The 16,238-nt window shown below is 67.9% G+C and carries 12 protein-coding genes and 1 pseudogene; 9 read left to right on the top strand and 4 right to left on the bottom strand.

All coding sequences use genetic code 11. The features are described 5' to 3' along the window. The first annotated feature begins 81 nt into the window (after nt 1-81). Genes CJ179_RS30190 through CJ179_RS30175 form a run of 4 tightly spaced genes read left to right on the top strand, consistent with a single transcriptional unit; the run spans nt 82 to nt 4,629 of the window. On the top strand, nt 82-1,326 hold the full coding sequence (locus CJ179_RS30190; protein ID WP_095863861.1) for an LLM class flavin-dependent oxidoreductase: 1,245 nt from the start codon (nt 82-84) through the stop codon (nt 1,324-1,326). A 29-nt stretch (nt 1,327-1,355) separates the two neighbouring features. Further along, nucleotides 1,356-2,327, top strand: a complete 972-nt coding sequence (locus CJ179_RS30185) for an LLM class flavin-dependent oxidoreductase (RefSeq protein ID WP_095863860.1) — start codon at nt 1,356-1,358, stop codon at nt 2,325-2,327. Next, nucleotides 2,324-3,550 carry an acyl-CoA dehydrogenase family protein gene (locus CJ179_RS30180; protein WP_095863859.1) on the top strand — a complete coding sequence of 409 codons (1,227 nt, stop codon included), beginning with the start codon at nt 2,324-2,326 and terminating at the stop codon, nt 3,548-3,550. The genes CJ179_RS30185 and CJ179_RS30180 overlap by 4 nt, the downstream gene beginning before the upstream one ends. A 47-nt stretch (nt 3,551-3,597) precedes the next feature. After that, complete coding sequence (locus CJ179_RS30175) at nt 3,598-4,629, top strand: aldo/keto reductase (protein ID WP_072941267.1); 1,032 nt, start codon at nt 3,598-3,600, stop codon at nt 4,627-4,629. A gap of 129 nt (nt 4,630-4,758) precedes the next feature. Here the strand turns inward: CJ179_RS30175 and CJ179_RS30170 are convergent, their stop codons facing one another. Both CJ179_RS30170 and CJ179_RS30165 read right to left on the bottom strand, forming a co-directional pair. Beyond that, on the bottom strand, nt 4,759-5,823 hold the full coding sequence (locus CJ179_RS30170) for an LLM class flavin-dependent oxidoreductase (RefSeq protein ID WP_095863858.1): 1,065 nt from the start codon (nt 5,821-5,823) through the stop codon (nt 4,759-4,761). 30 nt (nt 5,824-5,853) lie between these two features. Next, the gene (locus tag CJ179_RS30165; RefSeq protein ID WP_095863857.1) at nt 5,854-6,963 is read right to left on the bottom strand and encodes an acyl-CoA dehydrogenase family protein; all 1,110 of its coding nucleotides are present in this window, start codon (nt 6,961-6,963) and stop codon (nt 5,854-5,856) included. A gap of 380 nt (nt 6,964-7,343) precedes the next feature. Here CJ179_RS30165 and CJ179_RS30160 point away from each other — a divergent pair, with 380 nt between their 5' ends. The 3 genes and pseudogenes from CJ179_RS30160 (at nt 7,344) to CJ179_RS30150 (ending at nt 10,865) form a co-directional block, all read left to right on the top strand. After that, nucleotides 7,344-8,573 carry an LLM class flavin-dependent oxidoreductase gene (locus CJ179_RS30160; protein WP_095863856.1) on the top strand — a complete coding sequence of 410 codons (1,230 nt, stop codon included), beginning with the start codon at nt 7,344-7,346 and terminating at the stop codon, nt 8,571-8,573. Nucleotides 8,574-8,607: 34 nt separating this feature from the next. Then, on the top strand, nt 8,608-9,975 hold the full coding sequence (locus tag CJ179_RS30155; protein WP_095863855.1) for an NtaA/DmoA family FMN-dependent monooxygenase: 1,368 nt from the start codon (nt 8,608-8,610) through the stop codon (nt 9,973-9,975). 12 nt (nt 9,976-9,987) lie between these two features. Continuing rightward, nucleotides 9,988-10,865: pseudogene (locus CJ179_RS30150) on the top strand (sulfite exporter TauE/SafE family protein). Here CJ179_RS30150 and CJ179_RS30145 read toward each other — a convergent pair. Together CJ179_RS30145 and CJ179_RS30140 are read right to left on the bottom strand one after the other, a co-directional pair. Next, nucleotides 10,787-11,914 (bottom strand): acyl-CoA dehydrogenase family protein, encoded by a 1,128-nt coding sequence (locus tag CJ179_RS30145; protein WP_179377685.1) that lies wholly within the window; start codon nt 11,912-11,914, stop codon nt 10,787-10,789. The pseudogene CJ179_RS30150 and the gene CJ179_RS30145 overlap by 79 nt on opposite strands. A gap of 156 nt (nt 11,915-12,070) precedes the next feature. Beyond that, on the bottom strand, nt 12,071-13,444 hold the full coding sequence (locus tag CJ179_RS30140; protein WP_095863853.1) for an NtaA/DmoA family FMN-dependent monooxygenase: 1,374 nt from the start codon (nt 13,442-13,444) through the stop codon (nt 12,071-12,073). Nucleotides 13,445-13,895: 451 nt separating this feature from the next. On the opposite strand from CJ179_RS30140, the gene CJ179_RS30135 reads away from it, so the two are divergent. After that, nucleotides 13,896-15,008, top strand: a complete 1,113-nt coding sequence (locus CJ179_RS30135) for a rhodanese-like domain-containing protein (protein WP_218834843.1) — start codon at nt 13,896-13,898, stop codon at nt 15,006-15,008. Further along, nucleotides 15,005-16,189 (top strand): acyl-CoA dehydrogenase family protein, encoded by a 1,185-nt coding sequence (locus tag CJ179_RS30130; RefSeq protein ID WP_095863852.1) that lies wholly within the window; start codon nt 15,005-15,007, stop codon nt 16,187-16,189. Before CJ179_RS30135 ends, CJ179_RS30130 begins: the two co-directional genes overlap by 4 nt. Nucleotides 16,190-16,238 lie beyond the last annotated feature (49 nt).

The raw sequence follows: 16,238 nt of genomic DNA, 5'->3' as shown, positions 1-16,238 counted from the left end.
TTCGAACCATTTCCATTCCATGGCCATTCGACGACAGTGATCCGATCGATCCACACCCGTCATCGATGAAGGGACCACCGAGTGAGCGGCCGGCTTCATATCAACGTCAACATCCTCAACGCCGGGGTCTTCGGTGGATCGTGGCGGTTCCCCGGGACGGACGGCCTGGCCAGTTACACGATCGACCACTACACCTCGATCGCGAAGAAGGCGGAGGCCGCCAAGCTCGACGCAGTATTTCTTGCTGACGGACCTTCGCTCGACCCGAGTATCACGCACCGGACAGGCAACAACCTCGAGCCGACCACGGTACTGGCGAGGGTTGCTGCACAGACCGAGCGGATCGGGCTGATTGCGACGCTGTCATCGTCCTACAACGATCCTGTCGAGCTCGCCCGACGACTCGGCGACCTCGATCACCTCAGTGGTGGCCGGTTCGGCTGGAACGTCGTCACGACGGCGGGGCCGATCGCCGCGCGCAACTTCGGACGCACCGGTGAGCCGGACCACGGCCTCCGCTACCGGCGGGCAGCAGAATTCGTGGAACAGGTCGTCGCCGCATGGGCCGCCAGAACCGACTTCCCCTCGCCCCAGGGTCGCCCGGTCGTCGTCCAGGCGGGAGGCTCCAGCGACGGCAAGCAGCTGGCATCGCGCGTCGGCGAGGTCGTCTTCTCCGCCGAGCAGGACATTCGGAAGGCGAAGGCTTTCCGCACAGAGTTACGCGACGGTGCCCTGCGTTTCGGCAGGAACCCGAACGAGATCGTGATCCTGCCTGGACTGTCGACTGTTCTCGGTAGTACCGAGGCCGAGGCGATCGAGCGGCGCGAGCTGCTGGACGACCTGCTCCCCGACGCCTACGCGCGCGGCCGGCTCGCAGGACAACTCGGCTTCTCGCTGGACGGGCTTGCCGACGACGAACCGATCCCTGCGGAGCTGCTCGCCCAACCGGACGAGGCCGGCGGGTCACAGACCTTTTACCGGGTCGTGAAGGACATCATCGACCGGGAAAACCCGACTTTGCGACAGCTACTGAAGAAGCTGTCGGGGGGTGGTGGGCACCGCATCGTGGTCGGCACCCCCGAGCAGGTCGCCGACGACATCGAGCGATGGTTCCACCATGGCGCCGCTGACGGGTTCAACGTGATGCCCGACGTATTGCCCTCCGGGTTCGATGATTTCGCCGACCACCTCATCCCCGAGCTGCAGCGGCGCGGCCTCTTCCGCACGGAGTACGACGGAACGACCCTGCGTGACCACCTCGGTCTCGACGTCCCCGACGTACCGGCCGGGGTGTGGGACCGCGGACGTCTCGAAGCCGCTCGCTGAACAGTCTCAGAAACCAGAAGAGGCAACACATGAGTACCCCGATCCTGATCGACCTCGCCGTCGGCGACGCACTCGCTGGTGCCGAGCCCGACCGCTTCGCCCCCGTCTCGCCGGCCGCGGCTGTCACGGTCACCGAGGCGGCGCAGGAGGCCGGCGTCGCCGCGCTGCGCCTGTTGGACACTGCCGGTGGCCGTCGCGCGATCGACCCGAGCGTGGCCGGTGCGTATCTCGCCGGCCGGTTCGGCGACATCGGCTACCTCGTGGATGTGCCGACGAACCACAACGCGCCGTACAACGTGGCTCGGCGCGTCCTGTCGTTCGACCGCGCCACCGCCGGCCGGGTCGGTGTGGTCCTGCGCCCCGGCGCCGACGACGAGGTGAGTGCGGCCACCGTGCCGGACCCGGTCGCCGCCGGTCCAGTGGAGCGCTGGTCCGAATACGCCCAGATCCTCACGCGCCTGTGGGAATCCTTCCCCCGGGACGCGCTGATCGGGGACCAGGAACGCGCACTGGTCGTCGACGACGCATTGATCCGGGCGATCGACCACGAAGGCCGCTTCTACCGGGTTGCGGGGCCGCTGGACGGACCCTCGTCCGTGCAGGGACGCCCGGTCGTCGTGGCCGCCGACCTGGACGTGCTCGGCGGGGCGGCGGTGGCACAGTCCGCCGACGCGGTGGTCGTCGATCGGGGGCAGTCGGCGGGCGCAGACCTCGCTCTGACTGCCGGCCTCGAGCAGGCCGGCCGAAAGCGCGAGGACGTCGCTCTGATCGGGCGCGCCGAAGTGACGCTGTCCGCCGGCGCCAGTGCGCGCACACTGGCCGACGAGCTCGCCGGATGGATCGACCGCGACAAGTTGGACGCTGTGGAGCTGGTACCCACCGGAGGGGTCGACGGCGTCCTGGCCGCGGTACGCACGCTCGTGCCGCTGCTGTCCGCCTCGACAGGACCGACGCTGCGGGCATCCCTCGGCCTGCGCGACACCGTGGAGGCGTTGTCATGACCGCTGTGTACCCAGAACACGAGTCGATCGCAGCGACATCGGTCTCCGGACTCACCGTGGCGGGTATCCGCGCCGCAGTCCGCCCCGTCCTGCGCCGTCTGGGCGACACCGCCGGGACGCGGGAGAAGGCGCGCGACTACGCTTTCGGCGAGGTCCGTGCACTCGCGGACGCGGGAATCGCGCTGGTCGGCGTCGCCCGGGAGGACGGTGGTGCTGGTGGTTCGCTGCGTGATGTGGCCGAGGTCGTCATCGAAGTGGCGCGCGCCGACTCCAGTGTGGCGCAGGCATTGCGCAGCAGTTTCCTCGTCGCCGAGCAGGTATCGAGCCGACCCGATCTGCCGCACCGCGAGGTGATTCTGACGCGGCTGCGCAACCGGGATCTGTTCGCCGGAACGAGCAATGAGCGAACCGGAGGCGCGAGCGGGCAGATCAATGCGACGGCCCGGCGTGAGGGTGCGGGCTGGGTGGTCGACGGCGAGAAGTACTACTCGACCGGCGGGCTGTACGCATCCTGGTTCTCGACCCAGGCACTCGCCGAGGACGGGACGGTGGTTCGGTTCACCGTGCCCGTCGACCGCGAGGGAGTCGAACGGCTCGACGACTTCGACGCCGTCGGTCAGCGGCTCACCGCCAGTGGCACCACCCGCCTGACCAACGTGCGCGTATCCGACGACGAGGTGACCTTCCCCGACCAGGCCCAGCTCGACAACCCGTGGCCCGGCAGCTTCGCGCAGTTCTATCTCGCGGCGATACAGGCCGGTGTGGCAGCGCGAGCCCTCGACGACGCGGTCGGGTACGTGCGGGAGAAGGCCCGGCCGATCAAGCACAGCTCCGCGGACACCAGCGTCGAGGATCCCTATGTGCGGCAGACAATCGGGCAGATCGCCGGCCGCGCCCAGGCGGCGCGGGCCGTCGTGCTGTTGGCAGCCGAGACACTGGAAGATGTCCGGGGACTCACCGGGCCCGCCGCACGCACCGCCGGTGCTGCTGCCGCGGTTCACGTCGCGCACGCGAGCGCGATCGCAATCGAGTCCGCGCTCGAGGCTGCGGAACTGCTCTTCGACGTGGGCGGTGGCTCCATCACCAATCGAGACCTCGGATTCGACCGGCACTGGCGCAACGCGCGCACGGCCGCCAATCACAACCCGCGGCAGTGGAAGCAGGCGATCGCGGGGGCTTACCACCTGACCGGCGAGGAACCACCCACCACCGGCCTTTTCTGACCACCGACCCACAACAACAACCGATCAGAACGGAAGAGTCGACACCGATGACCGCCAGCCCCTTCGACCTCACCTACGCCGCCGCCGAGGACCGCTACGAGAAGGTCCCCTACCGTCGCTCCGGAAACTCCGGCCTCGATCTGCCTGCCTTCTCGTTCGGCCTGTGGCAGAAGTTCGGTAGCGACTACGCCTTTGCGACCCAGCGGGAGATCATCCTCCACGCATTCGACCTGGGGATCACCCACTTCGACAACGCCGACCGCTACGGCCCACCGCACCGCGCGGCCCAGCAGAACTTCGGCAGGGTTCTCGCGAAGGACCTCGCGCCCTACCGGGACGAACTCATCCTGTCGACCAAGGCAGGCAATCCGATCGGTCCGAGCCCCTATCTCAAGGGCGGCTCGCGCAAGTCGATCCTCACCTCGCTCGACCACAGTCTGCGCGACCTCGGCACCGACTACGTCGACATCTTCTACCACCACAGCCCCGACCTCAGCACGCCGCTGGAAGAATCGGTCGGTGCACTGGTCAGCGCGGTGGAGCAGGGCAAGGCGCTCTACGTCGGCATCTCCAACTACCTCCCCGATCGCACCCACGAGGCCGCCGAACTGCTCCGCCAGGCCGGTGTCCCGCTGCTCATCCACCAGGCGCGTTACTCGATCTACGACCGGCGCCCCGAACAGAACGGCCTGCTGGACACCGCCCACCAGGACGGATTCGGGCTCATCGTGTACTCGCCGCTGGCGCAGGGCCTCCTGACCGACAAGTACCTGGAGACGATTCCCGAACACGCACGGGCGCAGAACAGTTCATTCCTGACGCCGGATGTGATCGACGAGACGTACCGGCAGCGCACCGCCGAACTCAACAAGATCGCCGAGGCCCGCGGGCAGTCACTCGCCCAGCTCGCGTTGCAGTGGGTACTGCGCAGGCCGGAGGTCACGTCGGCGCTGATCGGGGCGAGTTCGACCGAGCAACTCGACCACAACATCGCCGCCCTGAACTTCCCGGCGCTCACCGACGACGAACTGGCGCTCATAGAGGAACACGGCGTGCACGGCACGGGGCTCGAGCTCTGACCGAGCAGATTTCGGCAGACGACAACTGAAAAGCCCGCCCGGGCCGATGCTGCGACAACCGCGGCATCGGCTCGGGCGGGCGACAGTGAACGCCAGGCTCGTTCCCCCCTCTGGCTAGCGCTTCCGCGCTCACTCCCCCAGTAGCGGCAGCAGCTGAGTGCCCTGACGTTCGATCTCCCGCAGATACGGGGTGTCTGACAGCACGAAATGGGTGATGCCGAGGTCCTGATACTTGCGCAACGACTTCGCGACGTCCTCCGGGGAACCGACCAGCCAGGTGGTGCCTGCGCCGCCGCCACCGAACTTGCCGGGTGCGGTGTACAGATTGTCGTCGAGCACCTCGCCGCGAGTAGCGAGGTCGAGGAGTCGCTGCTGTCCCACGGCGGTCTGGCGGTGCGGGTTCTGGGCCGGTGCACCCTGGTTCTTCGCCATCTCCGCTACCTTCGCTTCCGCTTCGGCCCAGGCCTGCTCGGTCGTGTCCCGGACGAGGGTGGTGATCCGCAGACCGAACTCGAGCGGTGCGTGCTCTCGGCCGAGTTCCTCACTCAGCGCCCGCAGGCGCTCGATCCGTTCCCGCACCCCTTCGAGGGGTTCGCCCCAGAAGAGTTGGACATCGGCTTCGGCGGCCGCTACCCGCTCAGCGGCGTCGGAGGCCCCACCGAAGTAGAGCTTCGGGTGGAGCCGGTCTCCGCGCGGCGCGATCCGGGGCAGCACCGTGGAGTCGGTGACCTGGAAGTGCTCGCCATGGTAGGTGACGTTCTCCTCCGTCCACAGCTTCCGGACGAGCTGCAGGAACTCCTTGGTGCGGGTGTAGCGGGCGGCCTGGTCGCTCTCGCGTTCGCCGTACGCTCCCAGGTTGTCCTTCCCGGACACAATGTTGACCCGGACCCGGCCACCGGACAGGTGGTCGAGACTCGCTGCAGCGGAGGCGAAGTGAGCCGGGGTCCAATACCCGGGCCGAACCGCGACGAGTGGCTCGAACGTCGACGTCCGGGCAGCGAGGGCCGTGGCGACGGTGAGGGTGTCCGGGCGACCCCACCCGGTGCCGATCAATGCGCCCTTCCAGCCGTGTTCCTCCAGGGCCTCCGCCTGGGCCGTGAGGGTGTCGAGGCTGTTGTGGTCGACCGTGACGGGCTCGCCGCGGTGTCCCGGCGTCACCTGATTCGGGATATACCAGAGGAATTCGAGACTCATGGGATGGTGATTCCTGTTCGGTGGTGGTGATCAGCGGGCGAGTTCGGCGAGCTGGGCTCGGCGAACGTCGGTGGTTTGTCCTTGGACCAGGACGAAGAGCGCCGACCGTGCATGGAGCTGCGCCGTGTCGTCGCCACTCAGTCCCCGACCGGCCCGCGCTATGAGCAGAGCTCGGGTGATCGTGGACAACGCCTCGCCGCTGGCGACCTTGGTCGCGAGGCGTTCGCCGATCCGATGCGGACCGCCTCCCGCGGCAATGGCCTCATCGGACAGCTCGTACGCGGTGCTCCGAATCCGCGCGATGCGTGGCCGCCACGTCGCCGCCACGTCCTGGGCGAGCGGGTGTCCGGACTGCTCCAACTCTCGGAGGACTGTTTCTGCAAGCCCGAAGTGGTGACCGCGTGCGTCGCTCGCCGTGCCGATGTCATTGAACCGCGTGGTCTCCAGCGATTGGGCGGAGAGCACGTGCTCGTCGGGTACGAACACGTCGTCGAGCTCGACCCGCGCGGTCTTGCTGCCGGCGACGGCGCCGAGTCGGAGCGGGCCGACGCTGTGCGTGCGGTCGCTCACCGGCACGAGCGCGGTGACCACGGTCTCCGTCTGCCTTTCCACCGCGGCGACAGTCAGGGCGTTGTTGAGCCCCCACCCGCTGACCCAGGAGATGGCGCCGGTGAAGATCCAGCCGCCGCTCGCCCTTTCCGCCGCGATGTAATGGTCGGGAAACCTCCGGACGTCGCTGACTCCGGCACCGAGCACGAGTTCGCCACGCAGAATTCGCTCGGCGAGCTCCGACACCGGTTCGCCCGGTTTCCTGGATTCCACGATTCGCTCGGCCATCGGCGCGTGCTGAGCCCAGACGAGCCACGTGTTGAAGCACGCGCCGGCGATGATCTCGTGCAGGCGGCGATCGGTGTTGCGGTCGATGTCGAGGCCACCGTATTCCCGCGGCGCTTGATGGTTCAGGAGCCCCAGCGCAGCGAGTTCGGCGATAACTTCTCTGGTGACTCCGTCACGGTCGGTCGACAGGGCTTCGGGGCGCAGTACTCGTTCGGCGTACTCCCGCACCCGAGCGACGAATGGGTGGCGGTCTGCGGCGGTCACGGATTCGGCCGCACTGACGGCCGTGTTCGCCGCTGTCATGTCGCCCCTTCCCTACTTCGGTCCCAGAGGGATGCCTGGCACGCGACGAGTGACGGTGGCCGGCATCCGGACATCGAGAGACTAGCCCCGGTTGTCACCGTCGCTCGGTCACCGCCTCCGTCCTCCACGACGAGAAACAGGGCCTGACGTGGGACAGTTCGATGCGATCGGACATTAATTCGTCCCGATCGGAAACATGCAGCGCAACTGCACCTTCGGCTGCCGAGGTTTCGATCGAGCTGAAGTAAAGGGGCGCTGGAACAGACGACGAACCGTAGGCTCGCACGCGACCATCCGGAGCGACCGAGAGACCCCTTGGTTCGTGGTGCGACCGAGCCGTTTCACCGTCACTGCTCTTCCCGAGACTGGAGACTTCGTCGATGACCTCGAATACCCCGTTGCATCTCGCCGCCGCCCTCGACGGTGCGGGCTGGCATCCCGCCGCGTGGCGCGAGCCGAACTCGCACCCGGACGCGTTGTTCACCGGCGCCTATTGGACCGACCTCGCTGCCGTCGCGCAGCGCGGCCTGCTGGACTTCGTCACCATCGAGGACAGTCTGGCGGCACCGGTGAATCGCCACGCACCCGACGCGGCCGACTCCGTGGACCGGGTCCGGGCGCGCATCGACGCGCACCTCGTCGCGGCGAGGATCGCCCCGCTCACGCGGCACCTCGGCCTGATCCCGACGATCACCACGACGCACACCGAGCCGTTCCACGTGTCGAAGGGCATCGCGACCCTGGACTACACCTCCCGCGGTCGCGCGGGATGGCAGGTCACGGTGTCCGGGCACGCCGATGAGGCCGCGCACTTCGGCCGCCGCACCGTCCCGGAACTCACCGAGCAGGCCTGGGCGGCCATCGCGGAGGGCACGCTGCCGCAGGTGTTGGTCGACCTGTTCGACGAGGCCGGCGACTTCGTCGAGGTCGTCCGCCGGCTGTGGGACAGCTGGGAGGACGGCGCAGAGATCCGCGACGTCGAAACCCGCCGGTTCATCGACCGTGACAAGCTGCACTACATCGACTTCGAGGGTCGCTACTTCAGCGTCCGCGGCCCCTCCATCACACCGCGACCGCCGCAGGGGCAGCCGGTGGTCACCGCGCTCGCCCACCAGGCACTGCCGTACGAACTGGCGGCACGCGGTGCCGACCTCGTGTTCGTCACCCCGGCCGACGACGTCCACGCGCAGTCAGTTCTCGCCGATGTCGCCGCGGCGTCCGAACGGGTCGGGCGCACCGGTGAGCCGCTCCGGGTCTATGCCGACCTGGTGGTGTTCCTCGACAACGACCGCGAATCCGGGGCAGCCCGGCTGCATCGCCTGGACGGTCTCGCCGGGATCGAGTTCGCCTCGGACGCCGCCGTGTTCACCGGCTCCGCGGACGAGCTCGCGGACCGGCTCGCGGCATGGCAGCAGCTGGGATTCGACGGCTTCCGGTTGCGGCCGGGTGTCGCGGTCGACGATCTGGACGCCGTGTCGTCCCGGCTGGTGCCGATCCTGCAGCAACGCGGCCTGTTCCGCACCGCGTATCCGGACACCTCCCTGCGCGGGTTACTCGGCCTACCCACCGACGTTCCCAACCGGTACGCCACGGGAACCCCGGCCGCCTGAGACCCCGCGACCCTTCAGACAAGGACATGTTCCGATGAGCACACCCAAGAAGCAGGTCATCCTCGGCGCTTACCTCGGCGGCGTCAACCACCACACCGCATGGTGGGATCCCCGGGCGGGCAGCCAGATCGAGTTCGATTCGTTCGAACACACCGCACGAACCGCCGAGCGCGGCAAGTTCGACTTCTTCTTCCTCGCCGAGGGTCTCGCCCTGCGCGAGCGCGCCGGGCAGATCTTCGACCAGGACATCATCGGCCGCCCCGACACGTTCACAGTGCTCGCGTCCCTCGCCGCCGTCACCGATCACCTCGGACTGGCAGGAACCATCAACGCCACGTTCAACGAGCCGTATGAACTCGCGCGGCAATTCGCGTCGCTCGACCAGCTGTCGGGTGGTCGAGCGGCGTGGAACGTGGTGACGTCGTTCGACGCATTCACGGGTCAGAACTTCCGACGCGGTGGGTTCCTGGACCACTCGCAGCGCTACGAGCGCGCCGAGGAGACCCTCGAAGTGGTGCGGCAGCTGTGGGATTCGTGGCGCGGTGACGACGTCGTGGCCGACAAGGAAGACGGCCGCTTCCTGCGCCGTCCGGGCGCCGGAACCTTCGACTATCACGGCAGTCAATTCGACATCCGCGGCCGGTTCACAGTGCCGCGCAGCCCCCAGGGCCGACCGGTCCTGCTGCAGGCCGGCGTGTCGCCGCAGGGGCGCGATTTTGCGGCAGGCAACGCCGACGCGATCTTCTCGCCCTACGGGAAGCTGCCCGAGGCCGCTGAGTTCTACCGCGACATCAAAGCGCGTGCGGTCTCGTTCGGGCGGAACGCCGACGACATCAAGATCCTCCCCTCGGCAAGCTTCGTCCTCGGCGACACCGAGGCCGAGGCGTGGGAGAAGTACCATGAGGTCCGCAACCAGCAGGTCACCGGCCAGACCGCGCTGATCCTGCTCGAGCAGATCTGGAACCGCGATCTCTCCGCGTTCGACCCCGACGGACCCGTCCCGGGCATCGAACCGGATCCCGACGCGCCACCGATCATCCAGGGCCGCGCATTCACGTACCAGGACCGGTTCGAGACCGTCGCAAGACTGCGAGCGGTGTCCGAGGAGAACAAGCTCACCTTGCGGGAGACCGTCATCGACCAGTTCGAACGTGGCCCGATCGTCGGCACCGCCGGACAGGTCGCAGAGAAGATCGATGCGTTCGTGCAGAACGACGGCTCCGACGGATTCATCATCGGCTCCCACCTCGTGCCTTCCGGTCTCGACGAGTTCGTCGATCACGTGGTGCCGCTGCTACAGGACCGGGGCGTGCTGCGCACCGAGTACACGGGAACAACGTTGCGCGACAACCTCGGCCTGCCGGTGCCGCACGACCGGATCTCCGCAGCCACGCAGGCGTAGGAGAGTGTATGGCTGTTCGGCACAGACACTTTCGCAATCATTCCGGGGCCGCGTGGAACCCTCGAGCGACACACGCTCTCCGCGGATCCTGCAGAATCACTGGCACTTTCGTGCCAGATCCCTCAAATCGAAGAACTACAAGTAATTCGATCAGGCAAATTCCAACTCGGCTCATCGGTTGCGTCTGGCGTCACCACGACCACCCTGCTGCTCGCCGTCGGCACCAATCCGGCGACCGCCTCGGCCACCGTTCACCTCGCCGAAATCGGAACCACACTGATCTCGGGTCTGTCCCACTGGCGATTCGGCAACGTCGACTGGAAGGTGGTACGAAGGACCGCCCTTCCCGGAGCGATCGGCGCATTCATCGGCGCGACGGTATTGTCGAATCTGTCGACCGAAGCAGCGGCACCGGTGATGGCATTGATCCTGCTCGCCTTGGGTTGTACATCCTCATCCGATTCACGTTCCAGGGCATCCCCCGCGACCGACTCGGGAAACCGCTCCGCAAACGTTTCCTCGCCCCACTCGGACTCGTCGCGGGATTCGTGGACGCGACCGGAGGCGGCGGCTGGGGTCCCGTCGGCACCCCGGCGATTCTCGCCAGCGGCCGCCTGGAACCACGGAAAGTAATCGGATCGATCGACACGAGCGAGTTCGTCATCGCCGTTGCGGCAAGCCTCGGATTCCTGTTCAGCCTGGGGACGCAGGGTGTCAACGCAGGCTGGGTCGGGGCAGTCCCGAACCCGCACTGCCATAGTGCGCCCAACCCAACCCAACCCGCACCGTCGTGGTGGTCCGAAACCCGAGATCAGCTCGCGGGCGGCGTGCCGATCACCGACGCACCCTCGGGTGACAGGAATGCCGGCGGGGTGCCGTTGAGGACATAGTCGCCGAGCTGCTGCTCGCGGTAGATCAGGGGGTTGTGAGAGGCGAGGGTTCGCACGTTGCGCCAGTGCCGGTCGAACTGATACTTGCGGTCCAGCGCGGACGCACCGCCCACCTCGAAGATCTCCGTCGTCGTCTTCAACCCGAGCTCGAGCACGATGGACTGCGCCCGGTACGCGTCCAGCTCCGCCTTCAATTCCAGCGCCACGGCCTCCTCCTCCCCCTTCGGGGTGCGTTCCGCTTCCGGGGTGATGGTCAGCGCGTACCGGGCTTCGGCGGCGGCGTCGAGTGACGCGGCGGCATCGAGGGCGGTGGCGCGGATCGCGTAGGCGGCGGCGTCGGCACGGCCCACGACTTGCTGGATCAGCGGATCCTTCGCGGCAACAGGTGCTTTCGCCTGCGGGTAGGTGCGGTGCCTGCGGCGTACGAAGTCGGCGATCTCGTCCGTCGCCCGGCGGACGATGCCGGCGATCGTCGCCAGGTGCGTCAGCTGGAAGTGCGCGAGGTGCCCGGCGGTGCCGCCCGGTGGCGGGAACAGGAAACCGAGTCCCTCCACCTCGGCGTCGGTGAAGACGGTGGTGCCGCTGGCGCTGGCCCGCTGCCCGAACCCGGCCCAGTCGTCGATGCGCTCGACGCCCGGGGCGTCGGCCTTGACGACGGCGGTGTGCCGGTCGCCGGCCTCGTCGAGCACCGCGACGGTGAGGTAGTCCCCGTAGAGGGCGCCGGTGCTGTAGTACTTGGTGCCGTTCACCACCAGGCGGCCGTCCACCTCGCGCAGCGTCGTCGCGGGCTTCTGGAACGTGCCATCCCGTTCGCTGACCGCGGTGCCGAACACGATGCCGTTACCGATGCGGCGCAGCCACTCCTGCCCACGCGGGGTGTGACGCTCGCGCCAGCAGTCCTCCACGAACCGCGAGTGCACCCGAAGGGCGTGCGGCAGATTCGATTCCGCGGCCGCGAGCTCGATGACGAGCAGGTAGAGCTGTCGCAGGCTGGCACCGTCGCCGCCGAACTCCCGCGGCACCCGCACCGCGGGGAACCCCCACCTCACGGAGCCACCCGGCCTGCTCGAGGGCGAGGCGGCCACTCGTTTCCCGCTCGAGCGCCCCCTCGGCGATCCGCGCGAACACCGGGCGGTATTTGGCGAGCAGTTCCTCGTCGGTGGGGCGGGCACTCGCACTCACGGGTTCGACGGCAAGATCGGTGGTCATCGGTTCTCCTGGGTGGAATGGGCGGTGCGCGGGTCGGGAAGGCCGAAGCGGCCACGGATGGTCGGCGAGTCGTACTCGGTCGGGAACACGCTCTCGGCCTGGAGGATCGGGACCACCTGCTGCACGAAGCGCTCCAGATCGTCGTGCAGCAGGGGGAAGTGGGCGTTGTAGCCGGAGACGGCCCCGGCCGCCCACCAGTCGATCAGCGCGTCGGCGACCTCCTTGGGGGTCCCGATGACGAGTCGATGGCCCCCTGCGCCACCGACCAGTCGGATGATCTGCCGGGTGGTGGGTTCCTCGGTGCGCACCAGATCCTGGACCGCCCTGCTGAAGCCGACAGGGCGGGTCTGGTCCTCTTGCGGCTCGAACCATTCTGCCTTCAGCGGTCGGTCGACGTCGACGGACCGGGGAAACGCCGGGTTCAGTACGCGTTGCTGCTCGAGGAAGCGGGCGATCAGATCGTCCTCGCTGCCGGCGCCGCTGAAAACCTCGTGCCGACGCAGCGCTTCCTCTCGGGTGTCGCCGAGGTACACGTTGACGCCGGGAAAGAGCCGGATGCTGTCGGCGGGTCTGCCGTGCCTGCGGGCGGCAGCGTCGAGTGTGGCCGCGTAGTCGAGTGCCGCCTGCTTCCCCAGCAGCGCCGCGTACACGATCTCGGCGTGCTTGCCTGCGAAGTCGATACCCTGCGCGGAGGCGCCTGCCTGCGAGATCACCGGGTGTCCCTGCGGACCGACCGGGACGTTGAGGGGGCCACGCACGTCGAAGAACTCGCCGTGATGGTCGATCGTTCGCGCCGTCGTCTCGTCCCACAGCGGACCCGTGGGCTCCGGTCCCTCCGGGGTGTCCCAGGACAGCCACAGTTCCTTGACGACCCGGAGGAACTCGTCGGCCTTGCGGTAGCGGTCCTCCCGGTCGAGCAGTTCGTCCGCCGAGAAGTTCGCCGCGATGTCGGGGTTGAAGTTGGCGACGGCGTTGAAGATCACCCGTCCACCCGCGATGGAGTCGAGACTGGCGAGTCGGCGGGCGAGGTTGTACGGCGAGTTGTAGCTCGTCGACGCCGTCAGCACGAAGCCGATGTCCGGGATCGCACCCGCGATCGCCGAGAACAGCACGATCGGGTCGAACAGGTGGCTCGGCCCGTTGTCGGCGGTGCGTTGCAGCGCCGAATGATCCGAGACGAACACGGCGTCGAGGGTTCCCGATCGCGCGATCTCGGCGGACCGCCGATAGTGCTCCCAGTCCGCGAAACGATTCCACGTGGTGCCGGGCCAGTTCCACGCCTTCCTGGACGCACCGGCACCGACGATGGACGCCGCGAGCGTCAATCTCCGCTGTGGTCGCCGTGCCGGCGTGTCGGTTCCGGTGCTCATGTCGAATGCTCCGTTCGATGGATGTTGATAGGCGCAGCATCAATGCGACTCCGCCGCAGCACTTTCAGCTGGGCGCGAGTGGGCGCCGCCCCGGGGGCCGCCGGTGGTTCGCCGCAGGGTCGGCGAGCGTGGGGCACAGCGTCCCTCCCATCTGACCGACTCACCGCCGGTCCCGTCAACGAATACGATCGCAGTGGTTGAAATACCGAACACTGATGGGACAGTGTGTTTCTCGCCGGTCCTTCGCGTTACGCGTCCAGCCGATGACAACACTGGAACCAGCGTGATTTCATTTCCGAACTCGGCGCATCGGTGCGGGTCACGGGCGGGCGCACGGTTCGGGCTTCGCTCTCATGACCGTCGGCGCCCGATACCCGGGCTACGGTGTGGCCATCGGCCGCCGCGCCGCGAATCATTCCAACCGCTAACCAGCGAAGGTGGGCAACACTCCGTGAGCACTTCATCGATCGACAAGGCCTCCACCGTCGAGAAGACCATCGACGTCGACACCCTCCGGCTGTGGCTGGCCGACGATGCGGAACTCGCCGTCCTCGACATCCGACCGAGTGACGAGGTCGGCTACGCGTCGCCGCTGTTCGCCACCAACATTCCCGCAGACCGCCTCGAGGCCGAGATCGACCGGTACGTGCCCCGCGCGGTCGTACGGACCGTCCTCGTCGACGGCGGTGACGGCGTGGCGCAGCGCCTCGCCGAGCGCCTCGCCGAGGCCGGGCGCAGCGAGGTGCACGTCCTCGCCGGCGGCATCCCCGAGTGGACCCGGAACGGCACCGAGGACCTGCCGACCTTCGACGTCCCCGGCAAGGACTTCTCTCTGGGAATCCGCGACGAACGCGACACCCCCTCGGTGTCCGCCGCCGAACTCAAGACCCTCGAGGACCAGGGCGCCGACGTCGTCGTCATCGATACCCGCACCCTGCCCGAGTTCACCGCCGGCCACGTCCCCGGCGCGGTCGGCGTGCCCGGCGCGGAGTTGCTGCTGCGGTTCGCGAACGTCGTGCCCTCCCCCGATACCCACGTCGTTGTCTCCTGCGCGGGCCTGCCACGCGCGATCATCGGCGCCCAGACGCTCATCGACTCCGGTGTCCCGAACAAGGTTTCCTACCTGCACGACGGCACCCGGGCGTGGAAGGAGGAGAACCTCGAGCTGGAAACCGGCGCGACCGCCGTCTATGCACCGGTCGACCACGCCGCGCGGGAGGCAGCCGCACAGCGTGTGGAGACCATCACCGCCAACGACACGTTCCCCCGCATCGACGTCGAGACCGCGCAGGCGTGGGCGGCCGACCCGGACCGCACCACGTACCTTCTCGACGTGCGCACGCCGGAGGAGTTCGAGCAGGGACACGTACCCGGATCGATCACGTCCGAGGGCGGACAGCTGCTCGGGGTCTCCTACCGCACCATCGCCGTGCGCGGCGCGCGTGTGGTCTTGATCGACGACCTCACTGGTGCTCGCGCTGCGGTCGTCTCGCACTGGCTCCAGCGCCGCGGATTCGAGATCGTGCTGCTGCTCCACGATTTCGAGTCGGGCGTCAACCGATGACCTTCACCTTGGACGTGTCGATCGCCGCGAGCAGCGCCGACCGGGTCGACGCCGCCGACGAGCTCCCACTGGTGGCGCAGGTTCGGGACTTCGCGTATAACACGCTCGCACCCCGGGCTCTGCAGACCGACCGCGAGGGCCTCACCGCCGACACCGTCGAGGAACTGCGGCGCCTCGGGCTGCTCAACCATCTGGCCCCGGCCCGGTTCGGTGGCGCCGAGTTGGACAAGGCCGCCGAACGCCGGGTCCACGAGCACCTCGCCTACGGCGACTTCAACACGTGGCTCGCCTGGGCACAGCACACGGGGTTGATCGTCCACTTCACCGATCTGGCCGACAGTGGCGAGCCGATCGGCGAACTCGGTGAGCGGGTGCTACGCGGGGAGATCCTCACCGGGACCGCGGTCAGCGACGCCCGGCACTACCCCACCCGATATGTCCGCGCCACCCCGGTCGACGGCGGATGGACGATCACCGGCACGGTGTCCTGGGTGAGCGGCTGGGGGCTCAACACCCTGCTGTCCGTCGCCGCGATCGACCCCACGACCGAGACCCAGCTGCTCGCGCTGATCCCGGCCGACGACGAGCGGTTGCGCGCCGAGCCGCTGGGTCTCGTCGCCGCCAACGGAAGCCGCACGTGGCGAGTCACTTTCGAGGGAGCCTTCGTCGCCGAGTCGAACATCGTCAAACGCACCCCGAGATCCGAATGGAATCACCGTGATCAGAACATCGTCAGCGACGTCAGGCCGCAGGTGTTCGGGGTGGCGCGCGCGATCCTCGACGAATTGGACGCCTCCGGCACTGATGCGGCCGTCGCAGTAGCGCAGGCATGGGCACCGCAGTTCGCCCGCTATCGGGCACTGGCCTACTCCCTGACCGATCGGGCGGCATCGGATCCGAAAGGCCCGCAGTATTTCGAGGACCGGCTCACGCTGAAGGTCGAGGTACTCCGTTCGCTACACGAGATCGCCCGGGCACTGACCGTCTCACGGGCGGGATCGGGGATTCTCGACACCGATACCGCTGCGCTGCACGCCCGTTCCGCGCCTTCCTTCAGATCCAGAGCCAGAACGAACACTCGCGGGCAGCCCAGCTCGCACACATCGCGGCAGCGGCACACCACTGAGAACCTGTGGCGTGGCACGGCACGCAGAGGAGTCGCCGCACGCGATTGCCGTTAGATTCACTGCGCTTTAATATCGTGCCCGCCAGTCACTTTGACCATATATT

This window comes from Rhodococcus sp. ACS1 (assembly GCF_002300155.1).
In the GTDB taxonomy this organism is placed as follows: Bacteria; Actinomycetota; Actinomycetes; order Mycobacteriales; family Mycobacteriaceae; genus Rhodococcus_F; species Rhodococcus_F koreensis.
Note: the sequence above shows the minus strand (reverse complement) of the source record. Positions and strands in the feature narration are given on the sequence as shown.

Coding starts and splice junctions, on each gene's coding strand:
- CJ179_RS30170 (WP_095863858.1), bottom strand. CDS start 5,823: ATGAGTCTCGAATTCCTCTGGTATATCCCGAATCAGGTGACGCCGGGA.
- CJ179_RS30180 (WP_095863859.1), top strand. CDS start 2,324: ATGACCGCTGTGTACCCAGAACACGAGTCGATCGCAGCGACATCGGTC.
- CJ179_RS30155 (WP_095863855.1), top strand. CDS start 8,608: ATGAGCACACCCAAGAAGCAGGTCATCCTCGGCGCTTACCTCGGCGGC.
- CJ179_RS30175 (WP_072941267.1), top strand. CDS start 3,598: ATGACCGCCAGCCCCTTCGACCTCACCTACGCCGCCGCCGAGGACCGC.
- CJ179_RS30165 (WP_095863857.1), bottom strand. CDS start 6,963: ATGACAGCGGCGAACACGGCCGTCAGTGCGGCCGAATCCGTGACCGCC.
- CJ179_RS30160 (WP_095863856.1), top strand. CDS start 7,344: ATGACCTCGAATACCCCGTTGCATCTCGCCGCCGCCCTCGACGGTGCG.
- CJ179_RS30140 (WP_095863853.1), bottom strand. CDS start 13,444: ATGAGCACCGGAACCGACACGCCGGCACGGCGACCACAGCGGAGATTG.
- CJ179_RS30185 (WP_095863860.1), top strand. CDS start 1,356: ATGAGTACCCCGATCCTGATCGACCTCGCCGTCGGCGACGCACTCGCT.
- CJ179_RS30130 (WP_095863852.1), top strand. CDS start 15,005: ATGACCTTCACCTTGGACGTGTCGATCGCCGCGAGCAGCGCCGACCGG.